The sequence below is a fragment of the Mesorhizobium sp. L-8-3 genome (assembly GCF_016756615.1).
GTDB lineage: Bacteria > Pseudomonadota > Alphaproteobacteria > Rhizobiales > Rhizobiaceae.
This window is the reverse complement of record NZ_AP023262.1, coordinates 5,186,937-5,200,206: the sequence shown is the minus strand read 5'-3', so window position 1 is coordinate 5,200,206 and position 13,270 is coordinate 5,186,937. Positions and strand designations below refer to the sequence as shown.

The window sequence follows — 13,270 nt, the reverse complement described above, 5'->3', positions numbered from 1 at the left end:
GTTCATGCCGGTCAATTGCTGATACCAGGCACTTCAAATCCGTCACCGCCCCGGTATATGGCAATGTGGCAACCGCGATCAACGTGGCGTATCGACTGTGGCGGGCAAGGACGAAGACTTCGGCAATCTCGATGTCGCCGGGCGGACGCTGGCGGCCCTCGCCGTGCGGCCGCGCCGGACGGTCTATTCCCTGTTGGGCGCGGCAGTGTGTCTCTCCTGGATCCTGCTGGCCCTCATGGCCGCGAGAAGCGTGATGCTGACGCCGGGACCTGCCGCTCCGGGCGCGGGTCTCGCCGAATCGCTTTCCTCGCTGCCGTGGCCGGCGTTCCTCGACGCCTTCTTCCGGCTTTGCGTGACATCCGCTCCATTGGACGCGGCATATGGCGGCCAGTTCGCAGCGCTCACGGCAATGTGGCTCTTGATGGCGCTTGCCATGATGCTTCCGTCGGCCGTGCCGATGATCCGCACTTATTGCGAGATCGCCGATACGGCCGCCGCCAAGGGCGGGGGCGCGGTGCATCCGATGGTTCTGGTCGGCGGGTATCTCACGGTGTGGCTGGCGGCTTCCTTTGTTTTCGCCGGGCTTACGATCGCCGTGAACGCCGGCCCGGTCGGCAGCGTCGCGGAGCCGCTTCGCGGAGGCGCGGCGGCAGCAGCCCTCATTTTTGCCGGGCTCTACCAGTTCAGCGGTTTCAAGGATGCCTGCCTCAGGAAATGCCGCAATCCTTTCAACATCCTTTTCTCGCGCTGGAGCCGGCGGCCATCCCGCATCTTCACGCTCGGCATGGAGCAGGGGCTGTGGTGCCTCGGCTGCTGCTGGGCGCTCATGCTGGTGATGTTCGCCGTCGGCATCATGAACCTTTTCTGGATGGCTCTCATCGCACTGTTCACCATCGTGGAAAGACAGGTTCCGGGCCGGCTTCCGACCATGGCGGCCGGTGCGATACTCCTTGTGTGGGGTGCTGCCCTGCTATTAATTGCCGTGTAACGGAGACGCTATCGATGGCCGACCAAAGCTGGGCGATGAAGGGAGAGCTGGTGCTGTCCTGCAACTGCACCGTCTTCTGCCCCTGCGTGCTGTCGCTCGGCAACCATCCGCCCACCGAGGGTTATTGCCAGACCTGGGCAGGCTTCCGCATCGACGCCGGTCATTTCGGCGATGTCGACCTCTCCGGGCTCAATCTCGGCCTGGTCATGGAAATCCCCGGCTATATGAGCCGCGGCAACTGGACGGCCGGCCTGTTCGTGGACGAGCGCGCCTCTATCTACGCGACCAAGGCGATCGGCAAGATCTTCTCGGGCAAGGCTGGCGGCACGACGTCGCTGCTGTCGATCCTGGTCGGCAAGTTCCTCGGCATCGAGCAGGTCCCGATCACCTACGAGGTCCGCGACAAGACACGCATCTTCCAGATTCCGAAGATCATCGACGGCGCGGTAACGCCGATCTCGGGCAAGGACCGCGACAAGGACACCGTGATCACCAACTCCGAATACTGGATCGCGCCGGAGGTCATCGTCGCCCGCTCCGACAAGAGCCGGATGCGCGCCTTCGGGCGCAACTGGAACTTCGCCGGCCGTTCGGCCGAGATCTGCAAGCTGGACTGGCGCGGCCCGTGAACCTGAGGAAACAAAAAGTAACCTGGCCGCAGGCCCGAGCCTTTTCGGTTCACCTGCTGACGGCTTCCGGCTCGTTTCTTGCTTTCCTGTCTGTCGTGGCCGCCAGCGAGCAGCGCTGGACGGCGATGTTCTGGTGGCTGGGGCTCGCCTTGCTCGTCGACGGCATCGACGGGCCGATCGCGCGCAAGCTTCAGGTCAAGGAAATCCTGCCGACCTGGTCAGGCGAGTTGCTCGACAACATCATCGACTACATGACCTATGTCCTCATCCCGGCCTTCGCGCTCTATCAGCGCGGCTTCATGGGCGAGGGCCTGTCGTTCCTGTCGGCGGCGATCATCGTCGTGTCGAGCGCCATCTACTATGCCGACACCGGAATGAAGACCAAGGAGAATTTCTTCAAGGGTTTCCCCGTTGTCTGGAACATGATCGTGTTCACTCTGTTCGTCATCGAACCGGGCGAGCAGGTGTCCTTCGCGGTCGTCGTCATCGCCGGCATATTGACCTTCGTGCCCATGAACTTCCTGCATCCGGTCCGTGTCGTCCGGCTGCGCGTCATCAACCTGCCGATGACGCTGCTGTGGTGTCTCTTCGGCGGCATCGCGCTGATCCAGGACATGCATGCGGCGCAGTTCGTCAAGATCGGCATCGCCATCACAGGCATCTATCTGTTCGTCATCGGCGGCGTGATGCAGGCATTCCCCAATCTCGGTCTGAAGAAGAGCTGAACATGTCCAAAGCTGTCAGGATCCACGCCCACGGCGGTCCGGAGGTGCTGTCTTATGACGACGTCGACGCGGACAAACCGGGTGCCGGCCAGGTGCTGATCCGCCACCGGGCGATCGGCCTCAACTTCCTCGACACCTACTTCCGCAGCGGCCTCTATCCGGCGCCGAACGGCCTGCCGCTCGTGCCGGGCGGCGAAGCGGCGGGCACCGTGCTGGAAACGGGCGAGGGCGTCGACTGGCTGAAGCCCGGCGACCGCGTCGCTTACACGATACCGACCGGCGCCTACTGCGAAGAGCGCGTCGTCCCGGCCGAGCGCCTCGTCATGATCCCCGACGGTGTCTCGGACGAGCAGGCTGCCGCGCTGATGCTGAAGGGCCTGACGGCGGAATATCTTTTGCGCCGCACCTTCAAGGTGAAGCCGGGCGACACCGTTCTTTTCCATGCCGCGGCCGGCGGCGTCGGCCTGATCGCCGGCCAGTGGGCAAAGCACATCGGCGCCACCGTCATCGGCACCGCCGGTTCCGCCGAAAAGGTGGCATTGGCCGGGCAGCATGGCTACGACCATGTGATCAACTACCGTGACACAGACTTCGTCGCCGCGGTGAACGAGATCACGGCGGGAGCAAAGTGCGATGTGGTCTATGATTCCGTGGGCAAGGACACCTTCCCGGGATCGCTCGACTGCCTGAAGCCGCTCGGCATGTTCGTCAGCTTCGGCCAGTCGTCCGGTCCGATCCCGCCATTCAACATGGCGCTCCTGTCGCAGAAAGGATCGCTCTACGCCACGCGGCCGACCCTCTTCACCTACATCGCGAAACGAACCGATCTCGAAGCTGGAGCCAAGGCTCTCTTCGACCTCGTTGCAGCCGGGGTCATCGATGTCAGGATCAATCAGCGGTATGCGCTGAAGGATGCGGCGAAGGCGCACACAGACCTGGAGGCCCGGAAGACGTCCGGAGCGACAATCCTCATTCCGTGACGGGAATTCGAACGGATCCCGACCCGCACGGTGGCAGGTACGGCACCGCTGCTTTCGATGAAAAGCGCCCCGGCCACCTGCTGATTTTCTTGAAGCTCTTTCAAGATGCGTGCCGCTTTGCGTTGTCGGCCAGTCGCGCCTACCATGGTTTCGGGAACATAGAACACGTCTGCCGAATGCAGACCGGGAGGCACTGTGAGTGCTAACGACGCTACCGAGAACCTGCTCGAGGTCCGGGGCCTGACGAAGATATTCGGCACGCTCAAGGCCTGCGACAATATCGACCTCACAATCGGCAAGGGCGAAATACACGCTCTTCTGGGCGAGAACGGCGCCGGCAAGTCGACGCTGGTAAAAATGCTGTTCGGCTCCCTCGAGCCCCATTCCGGCGAGATCCGCTGGAAAGGCGAGCCGGTCCGAATTTCCAATCCCCATGCTGCGCGCAAGCTCGGCATCGGCATGGTCTTTCAGCATTTTTCGTTGTTCGAGGCTCTGACCGCGGCGGAGAACATCGCCCTGTCGCTCGATGACGACACGCCGATCGGCACGATCGCTGCCAAGGCGAAGGCACTATCCTACAGCTACGGCCTGCCGCTCGACCCCTATTCGCTGGTCGGCGACCTGTCGGTCGGCGAGCGGCAACGCATCGAGATCATCCGCTGCCTGCTGCAGACGCCCGAACTGATCATCCTGGATGAACCAACCTCCGTGCTTACGCCGCAGGAAGCGGACAAGCTGTTCGAGACGCTGGAACGGTTGCGGGCCGAAGGCAAGTCGATCCTCTATATTTCGCATCGCCTCGAAGAGGTGAAGCGCATGTGCGATCGTGCCACCGTGCTGCGCCACGGGAAGGTGGTCGGCCACTGCGACCCGCGCAAGGAGACCGCCGCCTCGCTCGCCCGGCTGATGGTCGGTAGCGAAGTGCAGGCGGTCGTTCGTGCGCCTGCTCCGGACACCGGGCGCACCGAAGCCCTGCTCGAGATCCGCAAGCTCAACCGCGCCCCGGCGACACCGTTCTCGATTCCGCTGCGCGACATCAATCTCGATGTGCGCGCCGGCGAGGTGATCGGAATTGCCGGCGTCGCCGGGAACGGCCAGGGCGAATTCTTCGAGGCCGTGTCCGGCGAGGTGCTGCAGAAGGAGCCGGGCACGATCCGCATCCGCAACAAGGACGCGGGCCGTCTGCCGATCTCCGGCCGCAGGATCCTTGGCGCCGCCTTCGTGCCCGAGGAGCGACTGGGCCATGGCGCGGCGCCGCGCATGAAGCTCTCGGAGAACCTGCTCCTGTCGCGCCACGCCACCGACGCAAGGAGCTATCTTGGTGCTGCCGGCATCATCAAGACGAGCGCGATCGCTGCCGCCGCGCAACGCATCATTCAGGTGATGGACGTGCGCAAGAGCGCCGTGGACCCTGAGGCGGCCTCCCTGTCGGGCGGCAACCTGCAGAAGTTCATCGTCGGCCGCGAACTCGACAGGCAGCCGGCAGTGATGGTCGTCAACCAGCCGACCTGGGGCGTCGACGCGGGCGCTGCGGCGCGAATCCGCCAGGCGCTGATCGAGCTTGCACGCAACGGCTCCGCAGTGCTGGTGATCAGCCAGGACCTCGACGAGTTGTTCGAGATCTCCGACGCGATCGCCGTAATGCACAATGGCGAACTGTCCGCCCCCATTCCTCGCGCCGAGGCGACCTTCGAGAAGATCGGCCTGCTGATGGGCGGTGCCGAGCCCGGCCATATCGAACACACTCCGGAGACGGCCTGATGCGCATCGAACTCGTCAAGAGGCCTCAGCAATCGGCGCTGTTCAGCGCGCTGTCGCCCTTCATCGCTCTCGCGCTGACGCTCGTCGCCGGCGCCATCATGTTTTCGGCCCTCGGCAAGAACCCCGCCGACGCGCTCTTCTATTACTTCATCGATCCGCTTCGCGAGGTCTGGTCGCTGCACGAACTGGCGGTGAAGGCCGCGCCGTTGATCCTGATCGGGGTCGGACTGTCGATCTGCTATCTTTCCAACAACTGGAATATCGGCGCCGAGGGCCAACTCATCATCGGCGCCATAGCGGGCTCCATCCTGCCGGTCGTCTTTCCGGCCTTCCAGTCGTGGATCGTGCTGCCCCTGATGCTGATCATGGGCATGGCCGGCGGCGCCGCCTACGCCGCGATTCCCGCCTGGCTCAAGACACGCTTCAACACCAACGAGATCCTGACCAGCCTGATGCTCGTCTATGTGGCGCAGTTGTTCCTCGACTGGATGGTGCGTGGCCCTTGGCGGAATCCGGAGGGCATGAACTTCCCGGAGACGCGCAATTTCCACGGCTATGCCATCTTGCCGGAGATCTGGCCGGATTCGGGTCGAGCTCATTGGGGGTTCGTCTTTGCCCTGATCGCCGCTGTCGCCCTCTGGTTCATGTTGTCCAAGACGCTGCGCGGCTTCGAGGTCAAGGTCCTCGGCCAGAGCCCGAGGGCAGGGCGCTTCGCCGGCTTCTCCTCGGCGCGCATGGTTTTCTTCGCTTTCCTGGTGTCGGGCGCTCTGGCGGGCCTCGCCGGGATATCAGAAGTGTCCGGCGCGATCGGTCAGCTTCGGCCTGTCATTTCGCCCGGCTACGGCTTTGCCGCGATCATCGTCGCCTTCCTTGGCCGCCTCAATCCGCTCGGCATCGTCGCCGCGGGTCTGGTCCTGGCGCTTTCCTATCTCGGCGGCGAGGCAGCGCAGATCTCGATCGGCGTCTCGGACAAGGTGGTACGCGCGTTCCAGGGCATGCTGCTCTTCTTCGTGCTCGCCTGCGACACGCTCATCCACTACCGCATCCGCTTCGTCGGCGTGACCGCGAAGACTGGGGAGGCAACGCAAAATGCTTGAAGACATCCTGATCACAATCGCGACGGCCGCAACGCCGCTGCTGATCGCCGCAATGGGGGAACTGGTCGTCGAACGCTCGGGCGTGCTCAACCTCGGCGTTGAAGGCATGATGATCATGGGCGCGGTTACCGGCTTCGGCGTCGCCTATGCGACCGGATCGCCTTGGCTCGGGGTCGGATCGGCCATCGTGGTCGGTGCGGCGTTTTCCCTGCTCTTCGGCTTCCTCACCCTGACGCTGGTGACGAACCAGGTCGCGACCGGCCTCGCCCTGACGCTGCTCGGCCTCGGTCTTTCGGGCATGCTCGGCGAAGCCTTCGTCGGATTGCCGGGCATCAAGCTGACCAGCATCCATATCCCCTATCTCTCCGACCTGCCGTTGGTCGGTCAGTTGGCGTTCGGGCAAGACCCCGTCTTCTATATTTCGATCATTCTGACCGCCGCGGTCGCCTGGTTCCTGTTCCGGTCGCGGGTCGGCTTGACCTTGCGCTCTGTCGGCGACAATCATGCCTCGGCCCACGCGCTCGGGATCAGCGTTATCGGGATCCGCTATCTGGCTGTCATGTTCGGCGGCGCCTGCGCGGGGCTTGCCGGCGCCTATCTGTCGCTCGTCTACACGCCGCAGTGGATTGAGAACATGACCGCGGGACGTGGCTGGATCGCGCTGGCGCTTGTCGTCTTCGCCTCTTGGCGCCCCTGGCGGGTACTGGCCGGAGCCTACCTGTTCGGCGCGGTCTCGATTGGCCAGCTTCACGCGCAAGCGCTGGGGATAGGCGTTCCCTCGCAGTTGCTTTCTTCGCTTCCCTATCTGGCGACCATCGTCGTGCTTGTTCTAATCTCGCGCAACAGACGATCGACCATGGTCAACACACCGGCTTCTCTGGGGCTGCCGTTTGTGCCAGATCGCTGACCACAAGGGACGGGACAGCGCCCCAGGCAACAACCGAAAGAGGACGAACACCATGAAGAAAACCATTCTGGCATATGCCGCCGCGGCGGCGGTGCTGGCATTCGGCACGATGGCGGCCGAAGCCAAGACGAAGGCCTGTTTCATCTATGTCGGGCCGATCGGCGATTTCGGCTGGTCATATCAGCATCATCAGGGCGCGCTCGAGATGCAGAAGAATCTCGGCGAGGACAATGTCGAACTGGCCTACCTGGAAAGTGTGCCCGAAGGTGCCGACGCCGAACGCGCGATCGAACGCTTTGCCCGTTCCGGCTGCAACATCATCTTCACGACGTCCTTCGGCTATATGGACCCGACCAACAAGGTCGCGGCGAAATTCCCCGACGTAAAGTTCGAGCACGCGACCGGCTACAAACGCGAGCATCCGAACGTCTCGACCTATAATTCCAAGTTTCATGAAGGCCGCTACGTCCAGGGCGTGATCGCGGCGAAGATGTCGAAGGCGGGCGTCGCAGGTTACATCGCTTCCTTCCCGATCCCCGAAGTGGTGCTGGGCATCAATGCTTTCGTGCTCGGCGCGCAGTCGGTGAACCCGGACTTCAAGGTCAAGGTCGTGTGGGCCAACACCTGGTTCGATCCCGGCAAGGAAGCCGATGCGGCCAAGGCGCTGATCGACCAGGGTGTGGACATCGTCACCCAGCACACCGACTCCACCGCGCCGATGCAAGTGGCGACCGAGCGCGGCATCAAGGCCTTCGGCCAGGCCTCCGATATGATCAAATTCGGACCCGAGACGCAGTTGACCTCGATCGTGGACAATTGGGGGCCGTATTATACCGAACGGGTCAAGGCCGTGATGGACGGTAGCTGGAAACAGCAGGATGTCTGGGGTGGCATGAAGGAAGGCCATGTCGTCATGGCGGCTTACGCAAACATGCCTGATGACGTGAAGGCGCTGGCTGCATCCATCGAAGGCAAGATCAAGTCGGGCGAATTCGACCCCTATACCGGCCCGATCAGCAAGCAGGACGGCAGCGAATGGCTGAAGGCCGGCGAAATAGCCGATGTCGGCACGCTGCTCGGACTGAATTTCTACGTGAAAGGCGTCGACGACAAGCTGCCTCAATAATCGGCGCAGCGGTTCTTGCACAAAGGGCGTCCGTGACCAGGCGCCCTTTGTCGCTATTCTCGGCGTGCTTCGCCGGGGCCTCGACCTCCTGCCAAACCTCCTGACAGGCGGCTGTCAGGATCCGCCTGATAAGGTCGCGGCAGCTTTCATGAAGGAGGTAGCCCGATGTTGAAGTTCTATCACACACCCTGGTCGCGCTCGGCGGGCATCCATTGGCTGCTGGAGGAGATCGGGCAACCCTATGAGATCGAACTCGTCGACATCAGGGCACCGGGCGGCGTTCCGGAAGCCTATCGGGATATCCAGCCAAACAAGAAGGTGCCGGCGATCGACCACAACGGAACCATCGTCACCGAAAGGGCGGCGATCGTTCTCTATCTGACCGAGGTTTTTCCGGAGGCCGGGCTCGCCCCGAAGCCCGGGGATGCAAACCGTGCTGATTTCCTGACCTGGCTCGTCTATTCCGATTCAGTATTCGACCCCGCCGCCGCCGCACGTGCCCAGGGCTGGGAATACCGCCCCAGCGCTTTCTCCTTCGGCAGCTTCGACGACATGGTGAGAAATCTTGAGAAGCGCCTGGCGAAGCACCCGTATATCGCAGGAAACAAATTTACAGCCGCCGACACGCAGTTCGGCAGCGGCATCCATTTCGTGATGAACATCCTGAAGGTGCTGCCCGAGCGTCCGGTCTTTCAGGACTATCTCGCCCGGGTGAGCGAACGCCCGGCCTTCGGGCGGTACATGGCAAAGGACGCCGAGCTCATCCACAAGGTGACCCCGATCGCATTCTAACCCGGGCAGGCCTCGCCGGATCGCCCCTCAGACGGCCGTCCCGTAGAGATCGTAGGCATCGGCGCGGTCGACCTTGACCGTGACGATGTCGCCGACCCTGAGCGGACGTCGTGACTGGATGTGGACGCAACCGTCGATCTCCGGCGCGTCATATTTGGTGCGGCCCTTGCCGGCGGTGCCATGCGCCTCGTCGACGAGGACGGGCAGGCGCTTCCCCACCTTCTTCTGCAACTGAGCAGCAGAGACCTTCTGTTGGCGTTGCATGAACCGGTGCCAGCGCGCCTCCTTGATCGCCTGCGGGACCTCGGCAAGTCCGAGATCGTTGGATCGCGCACCCTTGACCGGCTCGTATTTGAAGCAGCCTGCACGGTCGATCCTGGCCTCGTCGAGCCAGTCGAGCAGCATCTCGAAATCCTCGTCGGTCTCGCCGGGAAAGCCCACGATGAAGGTGGAGCGAACCGCAAGATCAGGGCAGATCTCGCGCCAGCGCCGGATCCGATCCAGCGTCTTTTCCTGATGAGCCGGACGGCGCATGTTCTTCAGCACCTGCGGGGAAGCATGCTGGAAGGGTATGTCCAGATAGGGAAGGATCTTGCCGTCCGCCATCAGCGGAATGACCTCGTCGACATGCGGATAGGGATAGACATAGTGCAAACGGACCCAGATCCCGAGTTCGCCCAGCTCACGGCTGAGATCGAGGAACTTGGCGTGCACCTCGCGATCCTTCCAGCGGCTCGCCTGGTATTTCAGGTCGATACCATAAGCGCTGGTGTCCTGGGAAATGAGCAGAATCTCCTTCACGCCGGCCGCGGCCAGCCTCTCCGCCTCGCGAAGAACGTCGGCCGCGGGCCGTGAAACGAGGTCGCCGCGCAGGGCAGGGATGATACAGAAGCTGCACCGATTGTTGCAGCCCTCGGAAATCTTCAGATAGGCGTAGTGCCGGGGCGTCAGCTTCACACCTTGCGGCGGCAGCAGATCGACGAAGGGATCATGCGCCGGCGGCGCCGCCTCGTGCACGGCCGCCATGACGCTCTCATAAGCCTGCGGCCCGGTGATGGCGAGCACGTTGGGGTGCTTTTCGCGGATCACCTCCGGTTCGGCTCCGAGGCAGCCGGTGACAATGACCCTGCCGTTCTCCGACAGCGCCGCGCCGATGGCGTTGAGCGACTCGTCGCGCGCGGAGTCGAGGAATCCGCAGGTGTTGACCACCACGAGGTCCGCACCGTCGTGCTTGCGCGAGATCTCGTACCCCTCGGCGCGAAGGCGGGTGATGATGCGCTCGGAATCGACGAGCGCCTTCGGGCATCCGAGGCTGACGAAACTGACGCGAGGGGCTGCGGCGGACATTCTTCGGTTCCGGCTTTGTCGATGAAACGGCGGCGGCGTAACACAGTTCAAACCGGAATGGTATCGTCGCGAGCGCGCCAAATGACGCGAGCGCGTACCGATCCGGTCAGGAATGCGATCAGGGGCGCGGCGGCGAAGCTGTTCTCCCAACCGCAGCCGAAGGGGCCCCTTGCCGAAACAATGCGGCCCAATCGTGGCCGGCCATCGCTGCGTCCGCCGCTCTTAGTGGCCGCCGCTTTTCGACCCTAGCCAGGGGCTCAGGAAGCCGAACTGATCGGGAAACTGCTCCACCGCACCGCCGGCCAGCATCCTCAGCGCGACATAGAGGACGATCAGCAGGCCGACATAGGCGATCCAGCGATATTTGTGGAGCAGCCGGGCCACGAAGGATGCGGCGAAGCCCATCAGCGCCACGGAGAGGGCGAGGCCGAAGATCAGCACAGTCGGATGTTCCAACGCCGCACCCGCCACTGCCAGCACATTGTCCAGCGACATCGACACGTCGGCGATGACGATCTGCCACGCGGCCTGGGCGAAGGTCTTTGTCGGCGGCTTGCCGCCCACGGCTCCGTCTGCATTCAGATCCGCGTCGGAGAGGGCTTCGGTAGCATCGTGTTCGGCTTCGTAGGTGACACGCAGTTCGCGCCACATCTTCCAGCATACCCAGAGCAGCAGGAGCCCACCGGCGATAAGGAGCATCGGCCCGATCTTCAGCAGCCATGTGGTGATCAATGCAAACCCGATGCGCAGCACGGTCGCGGCTCCGATGCCGATCAGGATGGCTTTCTTGCGTTGGCTGGACGGCAGCCCGGCCGCCGCCAGACCGATGACAATCGCATTGTCGCCGGCAAGCACAAGATCGATGGCAATGACCTGAAGGAGCGCCGACAGGCCAGCAGTGGTAAAGATTTCCATATACTGGCGACCTTCCCGTCCGCGCGCGGCGATGTGACAAGCCCGTTAACGTGCGAATTGGGCTCGCGTCAAGAATTGCCTGCACCGCGATCGATTTTCAGCGCTTCGAAACCCGGTGGCTCCGGGCCATTGCGAGAAAGAAGCCGCCTGCTCTAGCGCGACGGGGCGGCGCCTAAGGGCGGTTGACGAGCAAAGCTGGCGGTGCCCCGATCCCAAGGCCAGATTAACAGGCGACCCGAAACGTCTGCAGCCGCTGCAGGCACCGGGCTTTTTTGGCGGGGACCCAGTCAGTGCCCGCGGGGCGGGGATGGCACTGCGCCTGTTAGCCTTCGTGAGGCGGTTCACAGAATATGTCACAATTCGCACCGCGATACCGCTACGTTGGGAGTAGCGGATATCCGTCGGTTCAGACGTTGGTGGACCTCCATCCGGCGAAGTATAGCATCCATGAAATATCTAGCTCTTTCGGCTGCAACCTACGGCAATTGCCGGGACCGGAGTGCCGTCCGCAATTGGCGAGCGACGCCTGCCGGCCAGATGTCAGCAGCCTCCTGACAGACTGCTGGCAGGAGGCTCGGTGTGACGGGTAGCCAGGACAGGGCGGCCGGACTATAAGGCCGCTCCCCGCGGGCGTCGGCATTCGTTCTCGACTGCCAGGGACCTCAAGCTGCCGGTCCGGCTTCGCGTTTTCCGGAGGCCGCCTGGTTGCCAGGCCGTCGCAAGCAGAGAGCTGCAAGCCATGTCCATCTTGTCCGGATCCCGTCGCAGGGCCGTCATAGCATTCATCTTCGTCACCGCGGTGCTCGACATCGTGGCGATGGGCATCATCATCCCGGTGTTTCCCTCGCTGATCGAGGAGTTCGTCGGCTCAAACGCCGAGGCCGGCTGGATCAACGGCGTCTTCGTAGCGCTGTGGGCCGGCATGCAGTTCGTGGCTTCGCCTGTTATCGGCTCGCTCTCGGATCGCTATGGCCGCCGACCCGTCATCCTCTTGTCCTGCGCCGGGCTCGCCGCGGACTATGTGCTGATGGCACTGGCGCCCAGCCTGTGGTGGCTGGCGCTCGGCCGGCTTGTCGCCGGCGTCACCTCGTCGAGCTTCACCACCGTCTTCGCCTATATGGCCGACATTACCGCTCCGGAAGACCGTGCGCGCGGTTACGGGCTCATAGGCGCGGCCTTTTCGGGCGGCTTCGTCCTGGGTCCCCTGGTCGGTGGATTCCTCGGCGAGATTTCGCCGCGCGCGCCCTTCTGGTTTGCGGCAGGGCTCTCGGGCGTGGCCTTCCTCTACGGTCTGCTGATCCTGCCGGAATCGCTGCGGCCAGAAAAGCGGATGGCCTTCTCCTGGCGGCGGGCGAATCCCTTCGGCGCCGTGAAGCTGCTCGGTTCGCACCCCGAGCTCACCGGCCTGGCGACGGTCAACTTCCTTCTGCACTTCGCCCACCACGTCTTCTCGGCGGTGTTCGTGCTCTATGCCGCGTACCGCTATGGCTGGGGGCCATGGCAGGTCGGTGCGCTTCTTGCGCTGGTCGGGGCTCTCGACATGACGGTCCAGGGCGTTCTGGTCGGCCCCGCGGTGAAACGTTTCGGCGATCGGGCGGTCATGGTGTTCGGCCTGTTCGGCGGCGCCGTCGGTGTCGCCTGCATGGGCCTTGCGCCGACCGGGATTCTGTTCACGCTCTCCATGGTGCCCAACGCCTTGTGGGGCCTGGCGATGCCGACGATCCAGTCGCTGATGACCCAGCGCGTCTCGGAATCGGAGCAAGGTCAGCTGCAGGGCGCCAATATGAGCGTGGCGAGCGTCGCCGGCGTCGTCTCGCCCTTGTTCTTCGGTGCGGTCTACGCGTTCAGCCTGCGTACAGACTCTTGGCTTCCCTACGCGGGCGCATCGTTCCTGATCGCGGCGGGGGTGCTGCTGGCCGGTGCCATTCTCGGTTGGGTTGTCGCGAAGCAGGCAGAACGGCGCGAGCAGCCGGCATGACAAATGGCCCGGCTGGGGATAAAAG

At 63.5% G+C, this 13,270-nt stretch carries 12 protein-coding genes; 10 read left to right on the top strand and 2 right to left on the bottom strand.

Annotated features, from left to right (window positions below):
• Nucleotides 1–97: 97 nt before the first annotated feature.
• From JN302_RS24120 to JN302_RS24080, 9 genes are all read left to right on the top strand, one after another.
• On the top strand, nt 98–988 hold the full coding sequence (locus JN302_RS24120; protein WP_202329403.1) for a DUF2182 domain-containing protein: 891 nt from the start codon (nt 98–100) through the stop codon (nt 986–988).
• 14 nt (nt 989–1,002) lie between these two features.
• The gene (locus JN302_RS24115) at nt 1,003–1,617 is read left to right on the top strand and encodes a DUF1326 domain-containing protein (RefSeq protein WP_202305898.1); all 615 of its coding nucleotides are present in this window, start codon (nt 1,003–1,005) and stop codon (nt 1,615–1,617) included.
• A 2-nt stretch (nt 1,618–1,619) separates the two neighbouring features.
• Nucleotides 1,620–2,342, top strand: a complete 723-nt coding sequence (gene pcsA, locus JN302_RS24110; RefSeq protein ID WP_202315009.1) for a phosphatidylcholine synthase — start codon at nt 1,620–1,622, stop codon at nt 2,340–2,342.
• Between the two features lie 2 nt (nt 2,343–2,344).
• Nucleotides 2,345–3,322, top strand: coding sequence for a quinone oxidoreductase family protein (locus JN302_RS24105; protein ID WP_202329402.1), 978 nt, complete (start codon nt 2,345–2,347; stop codon nt 3,320–3,322).
• 195 nt (nt 3,323–3,517) lie between these two features.
• Nucleotides 3,518–5,083, top strand: a complete 1,566-nt coding sequence (locus JN302_RS24100; RefSeq protein WP_202329401.1) for an ABC transporter ATP-binding protein — start codon at nt 3,518–3,520, stop codon at nt 5,081–5,083.
• Nucleotides 5,083–6,180 carry an ABC transporter permease gene (locus tag JN302_RS24095; protein ID WP_202329400.1) on the top strand — a complete coding sequence of 366 codons (1,098 nt, stop codon included), beginning with the start codon at nt 5,083–5,085 and terminating at the stop codon, nt 6,178–6,180. Before JN302_RS24100 ends, JN302_RS24095 begins: the two co-directional genes overlap by 1 nt.
• A complete protein-coding gene (locus JN302_RS24090; RefSeq protein WP_202305892.1) occupies nt 6,173–7,087 on the top strand; it encodes an ABC transporter permease in 915 nt (304 codons plus the stop codon). Before JN302_RS24095 ends, JN302_RS24090 begins: the two co-directional genes overlap by 8 nt.
• Before the next feature lie 52 nt (nt 7,088–7,139).
• Nucleotides 7,140–8,213: a BMP family ABC transporter substrate-binding protein gene (locus tag JN302_RS24085; RefSeq protein WP_202329399.1), complete on the top strand. Its 1,074-nt coding sequence runs from the start codon at nt 7,140–7,142 to the stop codon at nt 8,211–8,213.
• 165 nt (nt 8,214–8,378) lie between these two features.
• On the top strand, nt 8,379–9,005 hold the full coding sequence (locus JN302_RS24080; protein ID WP_202305888.1) for a glutathione S-transferase family protein: 627 nt from the start codon (nt 8,379–8,381) through the stop codon (nt 9,003–9,005).
• Between the two features lie 27 nt (nt 9,006–9,032).
• On the opposite strand, the gene rimO is transcribed toward JN302_RS24080, so the two are convergent.
• Both rimO and JN302_RS24070 read right to left on the bottom strand, forming a co-directional pair.
• The gene (rimO, locus tag JN302_RS24075) at nt 9,033–10,352 is read right to left on the bottom strand and encodes a 30S ribosomal protein S12 methylthiotransferase RimO (protein WP_202305886.1); all 1,320 of its coding nucleotides are present in this window, start codon (nt 10,350–10,352) and stop codon (nt 9,033–9,035) included.
• A gap of 222 nt (nt 10,353–10,574) precedes the next feature.
• Nucleotides 10,575–11,267, bottom strand: a complete 693-nt coding sequence (locus JN302_RS24070) for a TerC family protein (RefSeq protein WP_202329398.1) — start codon at nt 11,265–11,267, stop codon at nt 10,575–10,577.
• A gap of 739 nt (nt 11,268–12,006) precedes the next feature.
• Here JN302_RS24070 and JN302_RS24065 point away from each other — a divergent pair.
• Nucleotides 12,007–13,245 (top strand): TCR/Tet family MFS transporter, encoded by a 1,239-nt coding sequence (locus JN302_RS24065; protein WP_202329397.1) that lies wholly within the window; start codon nt 12,007–12,009, stop codon nt 13,243–13,245.
• Nucleotides 13,246–13,270 lie beyond the last annotated feature (25 nt).